Origin of the sequence: Ruminiclostridium cellobioparum DSM 1351 = ATCC 15832 (assembly GCF_000621505.1) — a bacterium.
In the GTDB taxonomy this organism is placed as follows: domain Bacteria; phylum Bacillota; class Clostridia; order Acetivibrionales; family DSM-1351; genus Ruminiclostridium; species Ruminiclostridium cellobioparum.
Map to the genome: position 1 here is coordinate 156,382 of NZ_KK211291.1, position 21,851 is coordinate 178,232.

At 43.8% G+C, this 21,851-nt stretch carries 16 protein-coding genes and 1 other annotated feature; of the genes, 12 read left to right on the forward strand and 4 right to left on the reverse strand.

The window, feature by feature from the left end:
- Positions 1–3: 3 nt before the first annotated feature.
- The 3 genes from T344_RS0122590 to T344_RS0122600 form a co-directional block, all read right to left on the reverse strand.
- Entirely contained in the window at positions 4–1,194 is a 1,191-nt protein-coding gene (locus T344_RS0122590; protein ID WP_027630587.1) for an ABC transporter permease, read from the reverse strand.
- Positions 1,187–2,731, reverse strand: coding sequence for an ABC transporter ATP-binding protein (locus T344_RS0122595; protein WP_027630588.1), 1,545 nt, complete (start codon positions 2,729–2,731; stop codon positions 1,187–1,189). Before T344_RS0122595 ends, T344_RS0122590 begins: the two co-directional genes overlap by 8 nt.
- Before the next feature lie 205 nt (positions 2,732–2,936).
- Positions 2,937–4,097: a BMP family lipoprotein gene (locus tag T344_RS0122600; RefSeq protein ID WP_027630589.1), complete on the reverse strand. Its 1,161-nt coding sequence runs from the start codon at positions 4,095–4,097 to the stop codon at positions 2,937–2,939.
- 1,027 nt (positions 4,098–5,124) lie between these two features.
- On the opposite strand from T344_RS0122600, the gene T344_RS0122615 reads away from it, so the two are divergent.
- The 6 genes from T344_RS0122615 (at position 5,125) to T344_RS0122640 (ending at position 12,614) form a co-directional block, all read left to right on the forward strand.
- Positions 5,125–6,762 carry a class I adenylate-forming enzyme family protein gene (locus T344_RS0122615; RefSeq protein WP_027630590.1) on the forward strand — a complete coding sequence of 546 codons (1,638 nt, stop codon included), beginning with the start codon at positions 5,125–5,127 and terminating at the stop codon, positions 6,760–6,762.
- A gap of 61 nt (positions 6,763–6,823) precedes the next feature.
- Positions 6,824–7,092 (forward strand) — a binding site (T-box leader).
- 74 nt (positions 7,093–7,166) lie between these two features.
- Complete coding sequence (locus T344_RS0122620; RefSeq protein WP_027630591.1) at positions 7,167–9,542, forward strand: valine--tRNA ligase; 2,376 nt, start codon at positions 7,167–7,169, stop codon at positions 9,540–9,542.
- A gap of 308 nt (positions 9,543–9,850) precedes the next feature.
- Entirely contained in the window at positions 9,851–10,486 is a 636-nt protein-coding gene (locus tag T344_RS29095; RefSeq protein ID WP_051572184.1) for a TetR/AcrR family transcriptional regulator, read from the forward strand.
- A 5-nt stretch (positions 10,487–10,491) separates the two neighbouring features.
- The gene (locus T344_RS0122630; protein WP_027630592.1) at positions 10,492–11,364 is read left to right on the forward strand and encodes an EFR1 family ferrodoxin; all 873 of its coding nucleotides are present in this window, start codon (positions 10,492–10,494) and stop codon (positions 11,362–11,364) included.
- 28 nt (positions 11,365–11,392) lie between these two features.
- Positions 11,393–11,941: a hypothetical protein gene (locus T344_RS0122635; RefSeq protein ID WP_027630593.1), complete on the forward strand. Its 549-nt coding sequence runs from the start codon at positions 11,393–11,395 to the stop codon at positions 11,939–11,941.
- Positions 11,942–12,002: 61 nt separating this feature from the next.
- Positions 12,003–12,614, forward strand: coding sequence for a GNAT family N-acetyltransferase (locus T344_RS0122640; protein ID WP_051572186.1), 612 nt, complete (start codon positions 12,003–12,005; stop codon positions 12,612–12,614).
- A 59-nt stretch (positions 12,615–12,673) separates the two neighbouring features.
- Here T344_RS0122640 and T344_RS0122645 read toward each other — a convergent pair whose 3' ends face one another.
- Positions 12,674–14,374, reverse strand: a complete 1,701-nt coding sequence (locus T344_RS0122645; RefSeq protein WP_027630595.1) for a DEAD/DEAH box helicase — start codon at positions 14,372–14,374, stop codon at positions 12,674–12,676.
- A gap of 477 nt (positions 14,375–14,851) precedes the next feature.
- Here T344_RS0122645 and T344_RS0122650 point away from each other — a divergent pair, with 477 nt between their 5' ends.
- The 6 genes from T344_RS0122650 (at position 14,852) to T344_RS0122675 (ending at position 21,818) form a co-directional block, all read left to right on the forward strand.
- Positions 14,852–16,021: an MFS transporter gene (locus T344_RS0122650; protein WP_027630596.1), complete on the forward strand. Its 1,170-nt coding sequence runs from the start codon at positions 14,852–14,854 to the stop codon at positions 16,019–16,021.
- 105 nt (positions 16,022–16,126) lie between these two features.
- Entirely contained in the window at positions 16,127–17,134 is a 1,008-nt protein-coding gene (locus tag T344_RS0122655) for a hypothetical protein (RefSeq protein ID WP_027630597.1), read from the forward strand.
- A gap of 319 nt (positions 17,135–17,453) precedes the next feature.
- A complete protein-coding gene (locus tag T344_RS0122660; protein WP_027630598.1) occupies positions 17,454–18,137 on the forward strand; it encodes a response regulator transcription factor in 684 nt (227 codons plus the stop codon).
- A complete protein-coding gene (locus T344_RS29100) occupies positions 18,134–20,032 on the forward strand; it encodes a sensor histidine kinase (protein ID WP_051572188.1) in 1,899 nt (632 codons plus the stop codon). Before T344_RS0122660 ends, T344_RS29100 begins: the two co-directional genes overlap by 4 nt.
- 204 nt (positions 20,033–20,236) lie before the next feature.
- Positions 20,237–21,133 carry an efflux RND transporter periplasmic adaptor subunit gene (locus tag T344_RS0122670; RefSeq protein WP_027630599.1) on the forward strand — a complete coding sequence of 299 codons (897 nt, stop codon included), beginning with the start codon at positions 20,237–20,239 and terminating at the stop codon, positions 21,131–21,133.
- Complete coding sequence (locus T344_RS0122675) at positions 21,126–21,818, forward strand: ABC transporter ATP-binding protein (RefSeq protein WP_027630600.1); 693 nt, start codon at positions 21,126–21,128, stop codon at positions 21,816–21,818. The genes T344_RS0122670 and T344_RS0122675 overlap by 8 nt, the downstream gene beginning before the upstream one ends.
- Positions 21,819–21,851: the final 33 nt, after the last annotated feature.

Consider the following 21,851-nt stretch of genomic DNA (forward strand, 5'->3'; position numbering starts at 1 on the left):
AATTTACGCCTCCCCCTTTTTATCAACTTGCTGCGATTTATTCAAGTCGGCCGCATTTTCAAAGGTTCCCGGGTCACCTTGACCTTTGTTGCTTCTGCGCCTCTTTAACATTTTTACAACCGTTGAATTCATTAACATTGCAAAGGCGGAGAAATAAATGATTACGGCGATTACCACATCAATGATTTCAGGCTTGAAACCGTACAGGCTTGCAAGAGTTCCACCCCGCTGAATATGAGAAACAAAAATGGCCGAGAAAATAATACCCACGGGACTGTTGTTTCCCAGCAGTGCTACCGCGATACCGTTAAAACCGTTTGCCGCTATAACATTTATAGGCTCATAGGTCATGCTGCTGCCGGCTATGGTGGATGGGGCCAATATGGCAAATGCTCCGCCAAGTCCTGCCATTGCTCCTGCAATAACCATTGTAAGTATTATATTCCGCTTGCCGTTCATACCTGCATAGCTTGCAGCGTATTTATTGTAGCCGGTGGCTTTAAGCTCGTAACCGAAGGTAGTTTTATTCAATATAATGTATAAAATCAACGCTACGGCAACTCCGATTATAAAGGAAATGTTCAGGCTGGAATTCTTTATACCCAGTGAGGGCAGCTGTGCCGAAGCCGGCAGGTATGCCGTTCTGGTCTTGGAGGAAATATACATTGCCGCATTTCCCTGAATAAGCATGTCCACCAGATACATACCTATATAGTTGAACATAATGGAGGTAATAACCTCGTTTACATTGAGCAGAGCCTTGAATATGCCGGGGATAAAGCCCCACAGCATTCCGCCGGCCATACCTGCCAGAACGCATACGAGCCAGTGGAGACCGGGGGGCAATTCCCACATAAAGCCCACATACAGCGCAAAGAACATGCCCATGGTATACTGGCCCGAGGCTCCGATATTGAACAGTCCCATTTTAAAGGCGAAGCCCACAGCCAGACCGGTCATCAATATGGGTGTGGCAAAGTAGAATACGTCGCCTAAACGTTTCAGGCCGCCAACCAGTACCATTTGAAAGCCTGCCGATGCATTGGCGGGGCTTGCAACAAGCATTACAATAAAGCCGAATATGAGGCCCAAAAATATTGCCAGCAGTGCAGCTGTAAAGGCCGAAAATCCCTTAAGGCCCGTCAGCCTTTTAAAATCAACTTTTCTGGATGAAGAAACTGTATTGTTACGCATTTTCGATCTCCTTTACAGTGTTACGTTTTGCACCTGACATGTAAAGTCCAAGTTCCTGAACTGTTGTTGTTTTTGGATCCAGCTCCCCGACTATTTCACCCTCATACATTACGAGAATGCGGTCACTTACATTCATGACCTCATCAAGCTCCAGGGATACCAGTAAAACAGCTTTTCCCGCATCACGGGTTGCGACCAGCTGTCTGTGAATGTACTCGATGGCTCCCACATCAAGACCGCGGGTAGGTTGGACAGCCACAAGCAGTTGATGACGCTTGTCGATTTCCCGCGCTACGATGGCCTTCTGCTGATTGCCGCCAGACATGCTCCGGACAACGGTTTCTGGGCCTTGTCCACTGCGCACGTCATATTGTTCAATAAGTTTCTCAGAATAGGAGCGCACAGCCGAGCTCTTTATAAAACCGGATTGCTGGAACTCAGGTTCCCAGTAACGCTGTAAAACCATATTCTCCTCAAGGGAATAATCCAGTACAAGACCGTGCTTGTGCCTGTCCTCGGGAATGTGGCTCATACCTGTTTTGGAACGGGTACGGATGGACGCTTTAGTTATATTTGTATCACAGAGTTTAATGCTTCCTTCACTTAACTTTTCCAGGCCGGTAAGCCCCGACACAAACTCCGTCTGGCCATTTCCGTCAATACCTGCCAGACAGACGATCTCACCTGCTCTGACATCAAAGGAAACATTTTTAACTGCATTGTTCTTATGGGTTTTGGAAGGGACGGTTACATTTTGAACCGAAAGAACAACCTTTCCCGGGTTGGCATCCTTCTTGTCAACTTTAAAGGTAACATCTCTTCCAACCATCATTCTTGACAGTTCTTCCTTATTGGTATCCTTTATGGCAACGGTACCTTTGTATTTTCCCTTCCACAAAACAGTACAACGGTCGGCCACTGCCATGATCTCGTTCAATTTATGGGTTATAAACAATATTGATTTTCCCTCTCTGGCAAAACCCCGCATTATTTCCATAAGCTCGTCGATTTCCTGCGGGGTCAGAACTGCAGTGGGCTCGTCGAAAATCAAGATATCATTGTCACGATACAGCATTTTTAGAATTTCCACACGCTGCTGCATGCCCACAGAAATTTTTTCAATCAGCGCATCGGGATTGACCTTCAAACCATACTTTTCACTCAGACGCAATACTTTTTCTCTTGCTTCCTTTTTCTGAATGAAGCCGGCTTTGCTTGGCTCAACACCTAAAATAATATTCTCTAAAACTGTGAAGATTTCGACAAGCTTGAAATGCTGATGCACCATACCTATTCCAAGGGCATTGGCATCGTTGGGGTTATTGATTTTGACAGGCTTTCCGTTCATTTTGATTTCGCCTTTTTCGGCCTGGTACAGACCAAAAAGAATACTCATAAGAGTTGATTTACCGGCACCGTTTTCTCCCAGCAGGGCATGAATTTCACCCTTTTTTAACCGCAGGGTTATATTGTCGTTTGCTATAATTCCCGGAAACTCTTTTGTAATATTGAGCATTTCAATAATAAATTCTTCCATAAGTTTAAGCTCCCCGTCTGCGTGCTCTGCACGTAGTAAAAAATTGTAGCGTATTGTGAGATGTTACACATATATAATAAATTATTTTTAAACAAAAAGAAAGGTAGCAAAGCCACATTGCATTTTTTTACATACAATTAAAGGGGAAGGTTTTTCCTTCCCCTTTAAGACACTTAATGATAAGGCTGTACAGTAATTATTTTTATTATCTTACTGTAACCTTAACCTTCTTGAGGTTCAATTGTGAAGTGAGTTCATCTGCTGTGGCATATCCGGTTTTAGCAGCAACATTGATAGTATTGATGGGTTTTACCGAACCGTCTTTGAGTGTTGCCAATACGCCTTCATAATCAGCTTTCTTGAAGGATTTGAATCTGTCAAAGGCATCTGCCTTTTCATCTCCGATTACAACAGTCGGGAGTCCTATACCATCATTCTTGGAATCAAATATGGTAGTTTTACCTGCATAAGTATCCCATTTGTTATCCTTGTAAATGGATTCAAGCACATGGTAAACAGAACCGCCAAGTTCCTTCATTGCAGAGGTTATAACCGTATCGCTGTCATATCTCTGGTCGACGTCAACACCTATAACCTTTTTACCTGCTTCTTTTGCAGCTGACATAACACTCTTGCCCACCGATCCTCCGCAGGCAAAAATAACGTCGGCACCTTCCTGGTAAATGGTCTTTGCCGTAGCCTTGTTGGTATCTGTTTCGGCAAAGTCTCCGGTATAGTGATAAGTAACTGAAACCGAACCATCACCCAGGCCTAATTTAGCAGCAGCAGCTTCAGCTCCCTGAAGGAAACCGTAGCCGTAAGCCTGAACAGCAGGAACTGCCATACCGCCCATGAAACCAAGCTTTGTCATGCCGTCGGTAACAGCTGCATAACCTGCCAGGTAACCTGGTTCCTGTTCAGCATATTTAACACTGGCTACATTGGATTTTATATCTGGTGGAGCGCCCTCCTCCGCCTTATGAGGTACTCCGTCTAAAAGTATGAATTTTACATCCGGATATTTGGTCTGAGCTTCGTATACAGGTACTTCAAACAAAAACCCTGGTGTTACGATAGTCTTTGCTCCGCCTGTTACAGCGAGGTCAATAGCTGCAAGATAACCTGCATCCGAGGCTTCTTCAGGCTTGTAATACTTGTGGGAAACTTTGTTTTCATCGGCGAATTTTACCACACCCTCCCAGGAACCCTGGTTAAATGATTTGTCGTCAATATTGCCTTTGTCGGTAATCAGTGCGATTTCAAACTTGCCGTTGTTGTCAGAGCCTGTGCCAGCGTTAGCACCGCAGCCGGTGAACATTACAGCTGACATTACAAGAGCCATTCCTATTGCTAAAATCCTCTTCATTAAAATGTGCCTCCCTATTTTTTTGTTTTGTATTTCATTTATATTGTAGCATCCCTTGTTAATTCAATACAATATAATCCAACCTTAAATTTTGAAAATTATCCTAATTTAGCATGTATTCATTTCATAAATAATATGTAATGGCAGAAAGGTTTTTTCAATATTTCCCTATTGCCCGGGTTGGACCATTTGATTTTACATAAAGTCAATTACGGTTGAAACCTCTGTCTTTCAGGCGATAGTAATTGAAGAAAAGGTCACTGTAAACAGTGCGGTACCTACCGCCTTATCAGCGGCACAAATGAATATTCGGCATATTAGGGACTCTTATTATAACGGTTTTCTTCATACCTCCGTACTGGCCGAATAATGAAAAAGTTCTTGGCATTGTGACCTCCGGAGGCAGCATGAATGTGAGTATTCAGTATCAGCCCTCCGCCATTGAACCTTCAATAGTCAGTACGGTTTGGAGTGCCGCCCGGAAGTGTCTCGAGGAGGCGGTAGGATAATTTGCGCAAAATAAAATTTAATTTTGCTTTACAGATAGATTTATTTAGAATCAACAGGTGCGCGAGGACAACTTCATAAAATAAAATGCACGGTTAAAAAGAATTACGTTAAATTGTCGACGAAGGTAAAGAGGTTTTGCCGGCAAAGCAGCAGGACGCTGCTTTGAGCTTCAAATCGAGACAGGATGTCGAGTTTGAGCGACGGCAAAACCTCTTTAAATGAGGCGGTACAATTTTCGTAATTGTTTTGGGTGCATTCTTATTTTATGAAGTTAGTACGGAAGTTACCAGTTGATATAAAAAATTATATAGTTAAAGCAAAATTAGTACAGCACGCTAATTTAAAGTACTGGCCTCAGGTGGTATTATTATGTTGATTAGCAGCTTATAAGTATTTATAATATTATATAGTGTTGTATTACTTGAAAGTAAATTGTGCCGAGTATTATCAAGTATTATGTAGTACGGTCGAATAAAAATATTTTTGTCTTTTATGGTAGAACGGGAGGAAATCAGAAATGCCTATTACTGAAATATTATCTAAAAATGCCGGATTATACGGATCAGAGACATGCCTTACCGAAATAAATCTTGATCTCCAGGACAGTCACAACGTTATATGGAAGGAATATGAACTGATAGAGAACAATCCTGCCGGAGAATACCGGCGCGATATGACCTGGCGCGTCTTTGACGAAAAAGCCAACAGGATGGCCAATCTGCTGCTGAAGAGGGGAATCCAAAAAGGTGACAAGGTGGCTATTCTCATGATGAACTGCCTTGAGTGGCTGCCAATATACTTTGGAATCCTCAAAGCCGGTGCCATCGCAGTACCCATGAACTTCCGCTACACTGCCGAAGAAATCAAATATTGCCTTGAGCTGTCGGAAACCTCCTCGTTGGTTTTCGGACCTGAGTTCATAGGCAGGATTGAATCCATATATGATCAGATACCACAGGTAAAAACCCTGTTTTTTGCCGGAGAAAACCGTCCGACTTTTGCGGAAAATTATGACCGTCTTACCGCAAACTGTTCCTCCGAGGCTCCTGATATAAAGCTGACCGATGAGGACGATGCGGCCATATATTTCTCTTCGGGGACAACGGGCTTTCCAAAAGCGATTTTACATACGCACAGGAGCTTGATGTCAGCCTGTTATACAGAATACCACCACCACGGACAGACTCGCGATGACAATTTTCTTTGCATTCCTCCGCTCTATCATACCGGAGCCAAGATGCACTGGTTCGGAAGCTTTCTGGCAGGCAGCAAAGCAGTGATTCTGCGCGGAATAAAACCTGAATGGATTCTCAAAACGGTGTCGGAGGAGAGGATAACCATTGTCTGGCTGCTGGTGCCCTGGGCGCAGGATATTCTTGACGCTCTGGACAGGGGAGAGGTCAGACTTGAGGATTATGAGCTTTCCCAGTGGAGGCTGATGCATATAGGTGCCCAGCCCGTTCCTCCAAGCCTTATCCGCCGCTGGAAGCAATACTTCCCGCACCACCAGTACGATACCAACTATGGACTGAGCGAATCCATCGGCCCCGGCTGTGTGCATTTGGGAGTTGAAAATATACACAAGGTTGGTGCCATAGGTATTCCGGGACATGAATGGGAAGTCAGAATTACCGACGAAAACGGTATTCCGGTTTCACAGGGTCAGGTGGGAGAGCTGGCTGTAAAGGGCCCCGGAGTTATGAAATGCTACTTTAACGATCCTGAAGCCACTGCTGCCGTCCTTAAGGAAGGGTGGCTGTTTACCGGAGATATGGCCAGAATGGATGAAGACGGCTTCATATATCTGGTTGACAGGAAGAAGGATGTCATCATAAGCGGGGGAGAAAACATATATCCGGTTCAGATAGAAGATTTCCTCAGGGCGCACAAGGCAATAAAGGATGTGGCGGTTATCGGCCTGCCCGACAAGCGGCAGGGGGAAATCGCGGCGGCCATTATTGAGCTCAAGTCCGACTGTGCCTGTACGACAGAGGAAATCGAAGCCTTCTGTGCTCCGATGCCCCGTTATAAACGCCCTAAAAAGGTTATATTTGATACAGTACCCCGCAATCCAACGGGAAAGATAGAAAAGCCCAGGCTGAGGGAGAAATTCGGAGCATCCAGCCTGGTAGCGGCTCAAAATGAAATAAAGTAATAAATATTTATTGACATTTTGCATATTATAAATTAATATTACTAAAAAACGGACACATGACAAAATAGCGTTGACAAGGAGGAGTACATACTCACCGGAAGCAAAGAGAGAAGATGGTTGGTGGAAATCTTCGTGAAGGAGGTATGGAAGTAGCCTTTGAGCTGTGAACCGAAAGGAGCGATCCCAGTAGGCTTCAACGGAGATTTCCACCGTTACGGGGAAAGCGATATCGGATAAGTTAACAGGTTTGTGATTATCCCGTATTGACAGAGTGCAGATAGTTTATCTGAATTTAGGTGGTACCGCGGACGTATGTAATCCGCCCTAAGCTTTAAGAAATTAAAGCCCAGGGCGGATTTTTTGTTGTGTTTCGTGAAAATCCGAAGCAGTGGAGGAGGACTGTTATGGAAAAAAATTATGATTTCAGGCAGACTGAAAGTGAAATGCAGAAATTCTGGAAGGAGAACAATATTTATGCTTTTGACAGGGAAAGCCGGCGGGAGGTTTATTCTATCGACACACCCCCGCCAACTGTCAGCGGAAGTCTGCACATAGGGCACATTTTTTCCTATGCGCAGGCCGAAATGATTGCAAGATTCAAAAGAATGCAGGGATATAACGTATATTATCCTTTTGGCTTTGATGACAACGGATTGCCCACTGAGCGGCTTGTAGAAAGGGAGGGAGGCATTATGGCCCGGGACCTTCCGGAAGGTGAATTTATAAAAAAATGTGCAGCCACTGCCGGAAAATATGAAAAGGAATTCAGGGAGCTGTGGGAAAGCCTGGGTTTCTCGGTAGACTGGTCTCTCCAGTATGAAACCATTAATCCAATGGTGCGGAGAATATCCCAGAAATCCTTTATCAGATTGTTTAAGGAAGGAAAGGCATATATGAAGGAAGCTCCCGTTCTGTGGTGTGCCGGATGCCGGACCTCAATAGCCCAGGCAGAGCTGGACACCCTTGAGAAGGATACCGCCTTTAATTTTATCCCGTTTGCAGTCGGAGAAGAAAGGCTGACAGTGGCCACAACCAGACCTGAATTGCTTTATGGCTGTGTTTGTCTTTTTGTAAATCCCCGGGATGAAAGATATAATAAGTATCTCGGAAAAAATGCACAGGTTCCATTATATGGCCATTCCATTCCCGTACTGGCAGATGAAAAGGTCGATCAGGATAAAGGCACAGGGGTGGTCATGTGTGCTACTTTTGGTGACAGTACTGATGTGGAGTGGCATGAGAAGCACAAGCTGCCTTTCAGAAGGGTTATAGAGCCAGAGGGCAATATAAGTGAAACTGTTCCCATTATCGGAGGATTGGAGATAATGGAGGCCAGAAAACTGATTATCCGGCAGCTTGCCGACCGGAGGCTTTTAACCGGGTCACAGAATATATCCCATACTGTTGCGGTTCACGAGCGGTGCGGCAGGGAAATTGAGATCATACCTTCGAGACAGTGGTATATAGATATCCTTTCAAACAGGGATGAGCTTCTAAAAGCAGCTGACAGGATCAACTGGTACCCCGCCCATATGAAGAACAGGTACATTCTGTGGGTTGAAAATTTAAAATGGGACTGGTGTATTTCCCGGCAGCGCTATTTCGGGGTTCCCATACCGGTATGGTATTGTAAAAACTGCGGTGAGCCTGTAACTGCAGGTGAAGAACAGCTGCCGGTGAATCCTGCCGAAACAGCCCCTGAAAGGGCCTGCTCCTGCGGATGTAAGGATTTTATTCCCGAGAGCTCGGTATTTGATACCTGGGCCACCTCGTCATTGTCCCCGCAGATCAATGCAAAATGGGGTGAGAAGGATGACATGTCCGGCAGGCTTTTGCCAATGAGTATGAGGACACAGGCTCATGAGATAATCCGTACCTGGGCGTTCTACACAATTGTTAAAAGCCTGTACCATACAGGGGAAATACCCTGGAAGGATATTATGATCTGCGGTTATGTGCTTGCAAAGAAGGGAGAAAAAATCAGCAAATCCAAAAATAACTCCGGGCTTTCTCCGGCTCAGCTGATTGAAACCCATTCTGCCGATGTCATAAGGTATTGGGCTGCAAACGCCAGATTGGGTACTGACACCTTCTTTGCAAGCGATGAATTGGCTATTGCTAAAAGGTTTATTACAAAACTCTGGAATGCAACAAAATTTGCAGCCTCACATCTGCAGGATTTTGAACCCGGTACTGAAATCACACTGCTGCCTGTGGACAGATGGATAGTTGAAAGCTGCAGGCAAATGGTTTCAGAGGCGGAAAAGCAGCTTGACCGCTATGAAATAGGTCTGGCCAGGCATGAAATGGATGAATTCTTCTGGAAGAACTTTTGCGATTACTACCTGGAAATTGTCAAGGAGCGTTTGTATCAGCCTGGCAAGCACGGGTATCAGGAGAGACGTTCGGCACAGGCCGCACTTTATTTCAGCATGTTGAATGTCCTGAAATCGTATGCAATATATGTTCCGCATATTACCGAATATCTCTATCAGGAGTTTTTCAGACAAAGAGAGGGCTGTATATCCGTTCACAGGCTGTGCTGGGAAAAGGCGGGTTCTATTGATAAAGAGACAATAGGTTTTGGAGAAAAATTAAAGTCCATAATATCCGACACCAGAAGGTATAAATCGGAAAACTCATTGTCCATGAAGGCCGGAATGGAAAAGGTCGTTATTGAATGTGACGGGTTTTACAAAGCTATGTTCGAAAAAACCACCGAAGACATAAAAGCCTGCTGTAATGCAAGAGAGGTTCAGGTTTTAAACCGGTACACCTGATGAGGGTGCAATATACGGCAAAGAAATAATCTCCAGGCGATGGATTATATATCATACTGCCCGGAGATTATTTTTTTGCATATTTATATTGGCTGTATTGACATGTAAGTATACCATTAGTATACTATATATTATAGCGTGCTATACTAACGGTATACTTCATATACTATGAGTAAATCATATGTACATGCGGTATATACTGCATAAAGTTTGGTACGGCAGATAAGCAAACGTAAATATGTAATTGGTGTTACTTTAACAAAAGTACATTTATTATTCGAATAAAAATCTCATGGAGGGGATTACCAATGGAGAATAGGACCAGGAGAGACAGAGAGAAACTGTTAAGAGAGGAAGAGATAGTATCGGCAGCCGAAAAGGTGTTTCTGGAAAAGGGCTTTGAGGCTGCTTCCATGGATGAAATAGCCAGGGCTGCCCAGTTTACAAAAAGAACTTTGTATCAGTATTTTGAAAACAAGGAGGATTTATACTTTGCAGTTGTACTTAAAGGCTTTAAAAAACTATTTGCATATCTGGCTCAAGCCGTTGACGACAAACAATGCGGGTTTACACGGATAGAGCAGACCTGCAGGGGTTACTACCGGTTTTTTAAGGAAAATCCCGACACCTTCCGTACCTTCAGCTATTGGGGCCATGTTAAAAAGAAAGCTGATGCCGGAAGCAAGAAGAAATATGAGCTTGCTGAGTTTAACAATTTAATGTTTAAATCTGTAGCCGGAGTAATTGATGAAGGCAAGGCCGACGGAAGTATCAAACCCGGATTGGACTCTGACAAAGCCGCCTTCAGCCTGGTTTTTATGCTGACAGGCTTTATGAATCAACTGTCTGCAACCGGTGAGAGCTTTACAAAACATTTTTTACTGGATATTGAGGATTTCAGTGCCTATTCAATTGATTTGATGCTGGAAACGCTAAAGAGGTGATAATTATGAAGCCAGTCGGGATATTTTATTTTTCAGGTACCGGGAATACAAAGCTTGTTGCCGGAATGATACGGGAGGAATTCATAAAAAACGGTTATGAGGTTGATTTGATAAGAATTGAAGATGTATTGAAAGGCAGCTGTAAGTTTGATCCCGGCAGATACGGCCTTATCGGGATCGGTTGTCAGGTAACAGGTTACAGTGTTCCGAATATCATGCATAAGTTTTTACGCAAAGTGCCTGAAGCTGAGAATTCCAGAGTGTTTATTTTCCGTACTGCAGGCGGAGTGGGGCCGGTTAATTACAATGCGTCAAATCCTGTTAGAAGAAAGCTGACCCGTAAAGGCTATGAGGTTTTTCATGAAAGAATGTTTTCCATAGGCAGCAACTGGATTAATAAATTTGACACTTCAGTTGTGAGGCAGCTTTACCTGGCAACACAAAAAAAGGTTGCTGCAATGTGCGGAGAGGTAATAAACGGTCAGAAGAGAGTTCTTAAAACCGGACTCGGACTTAAACTCGGTATAGGACTTGCCGCACCTGTATTTTCAGTGCTTTTCAGATTTATGGGAAAGGATTTGAAAGTAAGTGAAGCATGCACACATTGCGGGTTGTGTGTAGATAACTGTCCAGCCGGCAATATATATGAAAAAAAACATGATGTCAGATTCAAGCTGTCCTGTAATTGTTGCCTGAGATGTGTATATTCATGTCCTCAGAAGGCGCTGAGTTTTAAAAGGCTGACTTTTATCCCTGTAACAGGAGGATACGATATCAATAAAATCCTCAATCAAGCTTGTGAAAAAACCTCCGGCGAATCAGCTGCAAACAGGGTTCCGCCATTTTTCAACGAATATGTCAGCAACGGGAAAATGTGAGGCAATGGCTAGATGATGGGGTATTTATATGAAATTTAAAAATAAAAAATTATTAATATATAGGATCGCTGTATTTACTGTTTGTGTATTTACACTGTTTGGCATGGATTTTTTCAATATAGGTGAAGCTGGTTTCAAAACGTACAGCGGGGGAGCAGGATTGCCGGAAATGCAGTTCGGCTGTGATCCTGACAGGCTTTATCATATCATTGGACGGCTGGGCAGTGAAGGGAGATTATTTTATCTCAGATCCTTATTGTATGACTTTATTTTCATTGCCGGTTTTGCACTGACTCAGGCTGAGCTTATGAAAATATTCTTAGGCAAGGGGTTGATAAACGGTAAATGGCGATATGCGGTGAGCCTGTCCTATTTGCGAGGATTTTTTGATATAATGGAGAATATACTGATAATTACCATATTGACCCATTACCCAATGAGGTTATACCTGCTTGCTGAGCTCGCATGCCTGTCAACAACCCTTAAATTCATTATACTGGCGTTGTGGGTAATGGCGGCATTGATTGCAGTTGTAATGAATATGCTTATGAAAAAGGATAAAGGCAGTATTTATTGACATTACAAATCCCTGTCAACCTTGACATATTTGAAAAATAGAGCTTTAATATTGAGATAACATGAAATTGAAAGAAGAGGTAATTGTAAAAATGGAAGCTGCTATCAGAAACATGCATTTGACAGAGCTGAAAGGCTTTTATAAACGTATGACGCTGGATTTTGCCGAAGGGGAATACCCGCCTTATGATAAGCTGTATGTGCAGCTGGAAAATAATATTCAGAAGGGTCTGGTCTTTGTAAAGGACGGCAGGGATTGTGCCTATGCCATATGTGCCGGGGGAACTGAAAATAACTTTGTTCTTATCAGCTTTTTTGCAGTGTATGAGGAATTCAGGGGAACCGGAATCGGTACGGCTTTCCTTGAAAAGATAAAGGAGCTCTATTCAAATGCCGACGGTATTATAGTGGAGGTTGAAACAGTAGAAGAGGCTCTCAATGAGAAGGATATATCCGTGCGTGAAAAGAGGATGAAATTTTATAGAAGAGCGGGTTTCAACATGGTTCCGGACATAAAATATTCTATCTGGAACGTTCCCATGCATTTGATGGTGCTTCCCCGCAAGCTTCCCCAAAAGTTTATTAACGAAAATATAGGTACTGTCATACACGATATATATTTCGCACTTCTGGGAAAAGAAAATATTCATAAAATGGAGTTTGAAAAATTATAGGCAAGCCGGGAAAAAATTAAACGCCCTGTACCGATTTATCACGGAACAAGGGCGTTTGTTTACTTTCCGAGTATGCTTGCCAGCAAACGTTTGAGAAAAGGTTTCTTTTTGGCTGCAGTCACTGCCGCAGGTGCTGCGGCTGTATTTTTGCCGACAGCTTGTCCGTTTTCAGTACCTGCACTCCGGACGTAATCCCTGCGGTCAAAGCGGTCTCTTCCGGAATTAGGCTTCCGTTCGACGCCGGATTTATGATTTGACGGTTTAGCTTTCACCTCTCCCAAACCTTCTTTGCCGGTTTCCTTTTTAACGGTGCGGGCATCAGGACCGGTGCGTATCTTCTGCCTGTTGGGAGCAGCAGCTGATGCAGGATTGTTATGTCTGGCCGGTGACTTTTCTTCTCCGCTATCTTTGGATTTGGTGCGGGAGATGTTATTTTCACGCACTTTTTGGTTGTTGCGGGGTTTACCTTCAGCCGGGCTCTTCTGCCTTTCACCTGTTTTTGGGGACCTGCTCTGGCCGGAGCTCCTGCGGGAACCCTTGTCTGCTGTTCCGGCGGACAAACGGGGCGTTTTAGCCGGCTTTTCCTTTAGAGCATTGGCCGCCAGCCAGTCTGCCGCCTCGGCTTTGCGCCGGTTGAGCAGTTCCTCTGAAGGCAGGTCGGCTTCAGGTATCATGGCGCCGATATGTTCCTCTATTTCATAAAGTGTCATTATATCGTCACTCGTGACCATTGAAACGGCTTTTCCGCCGTTGCCGGCTCTCCCTGTACGGCCGATCCTGTGTACATAGCTGTCTTTTTCAACAGGAACATCATAATTGATTACCAGTGAAAGATTGTCAATATGGATACCTCTTGCAGCAACATCAGTTGCAACAAGTATGTGAAATTCACCTTGCTTGAACTGCTGGATGGTTTTTGTTCTTTTCCCCTGGGGAATATCTCCGTGCAGTGCTTCCGAGGCATAGCCCTGCTTTGTTAAAAAGCCCTGGACATGGTCGACAGCTATTCTTGTATTGCAAAAAATCATACAGCTTTCAGGCTGTTCAACCAAAAGCAGTCTGTTGAGCTGTGTACGTTTTTCATTTGGCAGTACCCTGTAATATTCCTGTTGGATTGAATCCACGGTTTTGGTCTGGGATTCAATCTCTATGGTGACTGGATTCTTCATATATTCGCTGCAAATCCTGTGTATTTCGGGAGGCATTGTAGCTGAAAACAGGAGGGTTACCCTATCCTTCGGGATGGATCTTATTATTCTTTTTACCTGGTCAAGAAATCCCATATCCAGCATTCTGTCGGCTTCATCCAGTACGAGGAAGCGGATGTTCTTTGTAATCAGGTTTCCCTGCTGAATATGGTCGAAAACTCTGCCCGGTGTTCCCGTCACTATTGTAACACCTTTTTTCAGAGCCTGCACTTCGGTGGTCATATTATGCTGGCCGTATACTGCGGTAGTTTTATGAGAAAGATGCTTTGCCATCTTTTTTATATCGCTGTCCACCTGGACAGCAAGCTCGCGTACCGGTGCGAGAATCAAGCCTTGCGGCACCGCAGCGGCCGGATCGGTCAGCTGAAGCATTGAAACACCGAATACGGCTGTCTTTCCGCTGCCGGTCTTTGACATCACTATGAGGTCTTCTTTGTTTAAAATATGGGGTATGCCCCTGCTCTGCACCTCGGTAGGTGTTTGAAAGCCCATTTCGTCCAGAGCCTTTAATATTGGTGGTATAATTCCTAAATTATTAAAACTGTTTTCCATGATATCTTCTTTCGTTATATAGAATGTTTAAATTATATCATTAAATTGTTATTTTTTCTAGGTAAAGTGAGGGCATTTTGCTCCAATTTACCGAGTCAGGTACTTCAGTAATTATTGGGGAGTGGATGTGTGGCCATTAAAAGTGTTATTATATTAAAAGCGTTAGTAAATTGACTTGTTGTGCTGATTGAAATTTTTTATTTTGATTTACCGATAATTGAATCTTAATCAACTGGTATGCGAGGACAACTTCATGAAATAAGATGCACGGTTAAAAACAATTACAATAAATTGTCGACGACGGCAAAACCGCTTTAAATGAGTCGAGACAATGTTTGTAATTGTTTTGGGTGCGTCCTTATTTTATGAAGTTAGTGCGAAGTACCAGTTGGTATAAAGCATTATACAGGTAAAGCAAAATTTGAATTAATCAGCACAACAGATTAAATTAAATGATTTTAATCGGATGGAGTTAATATGATCACATTGCTGCTTTTAATAATTTATCTGTCATTTATCAGTCTGGGTCTGCCCGACTCGCTGCTGGGCTCGGCGTGGCCTGCGATGAGGACCGATATGGCTCTGCCTGTGTCCTATGCGGGGATACTTTCATTTATCATAACCGCCGGAACAATTGTCTCAAGCTTCTTAAGTGAAAAGGTCATAAGAAGATTCGGCACTGCTGCTGTCACAGTGGTCAGTGTTACAATGACTGCAGTTGCCCTGCTTGGTTTCTCATTGTCACCAGGCTTTGTATGGCTGTGCTTTTTAGCAGTGCCTCTGGGCCTGGGGGCCGGCTCCGTGGATGCCGCACTCAATAATTTCGTGGCATTGCATTACAAGGCCAGTCACATGAGCTGGCTTCACTGCTTCTGGGGAGTGGGAGCTACTGCCGGTCCCGTTATAATGTCTTTTTTCCTCACCGGGGCCGGGGGCTGGAAAATGGGTTACAGGACAATTGGTGTAATACAGGCCTGCTTGGTTATAATACTTTTTATTTCACTGCCCTTGTGGAAAAAAGTCGGCAGTGAGATAAAAAGCGATGGGACGGCCGGGGAATCACGAAGGTTTGGGGGTATGCTGCGGATCCCGGGAGCAAAGCCTGCCTTCATTACATTTTTTAGCTACTGCGCATTGGAGGCTGCTGCGGGACTTTGGGGGAGCAGCTACCTGGTGGGCAATAGGGGAATATCACCCGATACCGCAGCAAAGCTCATTTCACTGTACTACTTTGGAATAACTGTCGGAAGGTTTTTATCGGGTTTTGTAACAATGAAACTGAGTAATAAAACTTTAATCAGATTGGGAGAGGGTATTATCGTTGCCGGACTGGCATGCATCCTGCTTCCATTGGGGAATACACTGCTGATCACTGGCTTCCTTCTTATTGGAGTGGGCTGTGCTCCTATTTTTCCCTGTATTCTGCACGAAACTCCCAACCGCTTTGGAAAAGAATTGTCACAGGCCTTCATGGGAATGCAGATGGCCTTTGCCTATATAGGTTCTACTTTAATGCCGCCCTTGTTCGGATTACTGGCACAGGTTTTTTCCTTTGCGCTGTACCCGTTTTATCTTATGGCTCTCCTGGCAATAATGGTTTTAGCCAGTGAAAAGACCAACCTTTCAGTTTTAAAGGCCGGCAATTAAAAGATTGTTCACTTAATGTTTATTTTGAGTACACACCGAGTACACATCATACCAATATAATCTGCCTATAAACTTAAAATTAATTTTTTACGGAGGTAGTAAGGTATGAAAAAAACAATAGTTTTATCACTTGTGGCTGCATTGTCATTAACATCTTCAACAGCCATAGCACAGGCAATGCCTGCAGACCGGGAAATTACGGCCGGAGGTACTGGAGTTCAGGCGTTTAAAGCCATGACCGCATCCGGACCGGAGGAGCTTGCACCGGTTGAAATCTCAGGGGTGATTGAGGAAATTACCCAGACTGATATGAAGGTAAAGGCCCAGGACGGAGAAACCTATATGGTACCGCTGGGACTGCTGTCGAAACAGGAGGGCTTTGATGCTCTCGGCCTTGCAAAGGGTGTGGAGGTTTCTCTGAAAAGTATGCAGGCGGGACTGGGCAAAACAATTATGCTTACTGCAGCTGCAGGGCCGGCCTTAACCATAAAGGGAGACAAGGCGGATGAAAGTGCTGAGGTGAAGGATAAAGACGGCAATGCTGTCAAGACTTTGCCGTCCCTGGCAGTAAGCCAGGAGCTTGAGGCGGGAAATGTAATTGTTTTCTCTGAGGGCAGTGCCGAAGGTTCTCAAGCGGAAATAAAGAAATTAGAGCCTGTGGACGGTGTAAAAGTATTTATGCCGTCGGAGGTATCGGCCAACGGAAAGACAGTAAAGCTGGATATAAAAACTGCCGCAGCTGCTTATAGCATAATAAGCATTATGCCTGCGGAAATCTCAGGTACTGTGGAAAGTATAAATGAATCCGAAATGTCTGTCAAAACAGGGGACGGAAAAGTTTACACTGTTCCGCTGGCGGCATTCGGCAGCATGGATGAGTTCAAAGGGCTTGAAATTGAGAACGGAACAGAGGTATCGGTAAAAAGGCAGCCGGTTGAAAAAACTGGAAAAATTACAGGAAGTGCTTCAATAGCAGCTGTTAAGATAATTAATTCCGAAACAGATTTGAAAGCGGGTACAAAAGCGGAACTGGGTGAACTTAAGGAGGCAAAGCTTGTTTTCATAGCCCATGAGATCACCGCAAACGGAAAGACTGTTAAGTTGGCCGAATAAATCAGTGCGTTGTGCTAATTTATTTACCAAGCTCTTCCGGGTACTTTCCCGGTTAAAATCTGGTTGCACAGGCCATCATAAGGAACAACTTTAACTCATATGTGCAAATCAATAGTGCTCCCGACGCTATCCACCAATGAGAAGCTCTTCTAATCAGGCTTCTCATTGGTGGATATGTTCTTGCGCACTATTGAAGCACGGGTCTTTAAAGTTGTTCCCGGTGAGGCGGCAGCTATTTATTACGGGAAAGTGCCTGGCATCCGAAATCGAAGTTAAAATCAATGTTTATTCATATATTACATTTGTGAGGAATTTTTATATGGACAAAAAAATACTCCTGGTCGAAGACGACGAAAGAATAAGAGAAATCGTTGCCGATTATTTTATAAAGGAAGGCTTTACCCTGCTTCAGACCGAGGATGGAAAAAAGGCTCTGGAAGTTTATGAAGTAAATAAGATCGACCTGATAATTCTGGATATCATGATACCTGAAATAGACGGGTGGTCGGTATGCAAAAGACTCAGAAAAGTGTCGGATGTGCCTATTATCATGCTCACTGCCCGGGCTGATGAAGAAGATAAACTGATGGGTTATGAACTGGGTGCGGATGATTATGTAACTAAGCCTTTCAGTCCCAGGGTACTTGTTGCAAAATCAAAAACACTGTTGAAAAGAGCCGAGGGAACGCTGGGAAAAAATGACGGAGTATTATGCCTGAACGGTATAGAGGTAAATAAATTATCCCGTACTGTCAGAATCGACGATGAAGTGATAGAGCTTACATACAAGGAATATGAGCTTTTGCTGTGCTTTATGGAAAACAGGGATATCGTACTCAGCCGGGAGGTAATACTTTCAAGGGTGTGGGGCTTCGACTACTTTGGAGATCTGCGGACTGTCGACACACATGTCAAAAAATTAAGAAGCAAGCTGACCAATAAGGCTTGCTGTATTTCAACGGTTATTGGTATGGGCTACAAATTTGAGGTGAACAGACTATGAAAAGAAGCATCGTGTTAAAACTATTTTTTATTACAGTACTTTTTATGACAGTTTGCTTTGGAGTATTTATAGCCGGGCAGTCGTTATTCTTTGGGAAAATTTATTTGCATATGAAGAGTTCAAGTCTGGAAAAAGCTCTGGACAGCTTTGGCAATACATATGTGAATGAAAATTGGGACAGTAAGGCAATAACTCAGAAAATCAATGAATTCACCGGAAGAAATAATGCCCGGCTGGCTATTCTGGACAAGGACGGAAGGGCAAAGTATATGCCGTCCTTTTCTATTTCACTGGAGACTTCCGATAACAAAAATTTGAGCATTCCCCTGGATAACATCGCATTTCTGGAGGATTTTCAGAAACTGGAGCTGGCTGTTGGCTCGGAGATAGAGGTGGACGGGTATTTTAACAACGATAAGTTATTATCTGTTTCAGGCATTAAAAAGGACGGCAAATCCTGGGAGAACTCCAATATCAGGCTTATAGCGGCCAGTGCGGTGACCCTGAGCAGTGATTCCATAGCTGTGGAGAATAGAGTACTAAGGACTGAAAAATTTACTGAAGCAGGTACTTTGGCAACACCTGCCGAAGCATCGGCAGGTGTTGCAGCTGCTGTTAAAAACATAGAGGTGGAGGCAATCAACCCTGACAAAGTCAGGGGGAAAATTACCGCACTGAATCTGCCGGATCAAATCCAGCAAATGGCCAGTTACAACAATGGACTGCTATGGTCCTCAATAGATTATTGGAACCAATTGCTGATGGTTAGGAAAATCAGTATGGAACCGGGTAAAACAACCAGTTTTCATTACACTGACACCAATAACGGCATGGATAATATTGCATATGTAAAACCCGTCATAAAAAATAATCAGGTTTTGGAATATGTGTTTGCCATTTCCTCATTGCAGCCTGTGGATGAAGCGGTCGAAGCCATGAAGTCCTATTACGGATATGTATTTGCAGTAGTTATATTACTTATGCTGGTTATGGCCTTTGTTTTTTCACGGAGCATTTCAAAGCCGCTGCTTAAAATGAATACTGTTGCAAGCAAGATGGCAGATCTGGATTTTTCGGAGGAATGCCGTGTGAAGTCAAAGGATGAACTTGGGAATCTGGCCTTGAGTCTGAACCGGCTTTCGAGAAATCTCAGCCTGAGTCTGGAAGATTTAAAATCTGCAAATGAGCAGCTTAAGCTTGATATTGAAAAAGAGAGAAGCCTGGAAAACATGAGAAAGGAGTTCGTTTCAAGTGTTTCACACGAATTCAAAACTCCGCTGGGCATTATAAAAGGTTTCGCAGAGGGCTTCAAGGATAATATTGCGGAAGAGAAAAAGGAACATTATATAGATGTAATACTGGATGAAGTAGAAAAAATGGATGAACTGGTCATGGATCTGTTGGACCTTGCAAGGCTTGAATCCAAAGCTTATGATCTGAATATTGAGAATTTTGTCATGGCCCAGCTTATTGATGAGATTGGGAGCAGGCTGGATAAAAATATGGCAGAAAAGAATATATCCTTGATTTTCCGGCATGAAGACAGGGACATCCGGGTTAGGGCAGACAGAAGAAGGATGGAACAGGTTGTAACAAATATGTTGAGCAATGCCGTCAGACACACCGGAACCAATGGGGAAATAAGAGTTTTAACTGAAAAAAGAGATGACAGGCTCCGGGTAATTATTGAAAACAGCGGAGAACAAATAGCAGAAGAGGATATTCAAAAAATCTGGGAAAGGTTTTACAGAGCTGAGAAGTCAAGAGGAAGAAAAGCGGGAGGAACCGGCCTGGGGCTGTCCATTGTAAAAAATATCCTGGAGCTGCACGGCAGTGACTACGGGGTGGAAAACATACCTGACGGGGTCAGGTTTTACTTTACTGTGAATTGCTGATTGAGCAGCAGTAAGTGCACAAAGGCTAAAAATTGTTTTATATAATTCTTGTATATTTTATCGGTATTTTAGAAATTATAAATAACTAAGAGCATCTTACCATAATGGTTGCTGATGCTCTTTATTATTTATAAAAATGCTGAGCACCAATGCAGCTAATAGATTTTACATAAAAACAAATTGTTTACAGGAGGAAAACTTGCAATGCTGCCCAAAAAGAAGTCCCGGCCCGGAAAATGGATTGCCTTTGTTATTATAGTGCTTTTGCTGGCAGGTACCGTAACCTTTTTCTTATTAAAAAGGGATTCAGAGGTATATGAGAGAGTAAAGGCGGAATCAAGTGATATAACAACCTACCACTCATTTACAGGCAATATTGAGGTCAGGCACCGGCAGATCATAATAGCCGACATGGTTATGCAGATCACTGATTTACGTGTCAAAGATGGGGATAAGGTGAAAAAAGGTGATATTCTGGCTGAAACTTCAATAGGCGGCAAGCTTACGGCGGATATTGACGGCGAAGTCTCCGGTATAAGTGTTGAGGAGAATGCAATGGTTATGGCCGGTGCCAAGCTGATGGAAGTGGTAGACTACAGCGATCTGAAAATAAGTGTAAAGGTTGACGAATATGATATAGGATCCCTTAAGGAAGGTAAGGAAGCCGCAGTAAAAATAGGTGCTTTAAATAAAGAGATCAAAGGCAAAATCGGCAGTATATCAAAGGAGGGTGTCGTAGCAAACGGGGTGACCTATTTTACCGCTGTCATAGATTTGGGTGAGGATACGGCGCTGAAGGCAGGTATGTCGGCCGAGGTCAGACTTGCGGACAATACTGTCAAGGAAGTGGTGACAATTCCCATGTCGGTTGTCCGGTTTGATGACAATAATACTCCTTATGTGTTGAAGGAGGATCCAAGTGGAAGGCCGGTAAGAACCGATATAGAGACAGGAATTAATAATGGAACCATAGTTGAAGTAAAAAAGGGAGTTGCCAATGGGGAGACAGTTCTTTATACCAATCCGGATAAAATCCCGGGCATGAGGCTGGGAGGCCAAAGAACAAACGGCGCGGCCGGCGGAGGCTCCGATAATGGCTGAAATACTCAGTATGAAAAATATTTGTAAAAGCTACATTATGGGATCGGAGGAGCTTGAAGTACTCCATAATGTAAATATGTCGGTAGAGCCGGGAGAATTCCTGTCCATACTGGGGCCATCGGGTTCGGGAAAATCCACCATGATGAATATTATAGGGTGTTTGGATGTGCCTACCTCAGGAACCTATCATCTCTCGGGAAACGACATAAATCAGCTGAATGAAATTGAACTGGCAAAGGTCAGAAACAAGGAGATAGGTTTTGTATTTCAAAGCTTTCATCTGCTGCCCAGAATGACGGCACTTCAAAACGTTGAGCTGCCGCTGATTTATTCCGGACTGTCCCGCTCCCGGAGGCAAAAGCTGTCAGAAGACATACTTGTCCGGGTGGGTCTGGGTGATAAAATGGGAAATCTGCCAAACCAGCTTTCGGGGGGACAGCAGCAGCGTGTTGCCATTGCCAGGGCACTTGTTACCCAACCCACCATACTTCTGGCCGATGAGCCCACTGGGGCTCTTGATCAAAAAACCGGTGTCCAGGTTATGGAGTTGTTTGAAGAGATAAACAGGGACGGAAAGACAATAATAATGATCACTCATGATACCGGCATAGCACAGCGTGCCAAAAGAGTCGTCAATATTCTGGACGGGTATCTTACCGAGGCAGACACAGCAGCTGGCAAGTAGGGAATAAACAAATTTCATTACATTTTGTGGCCG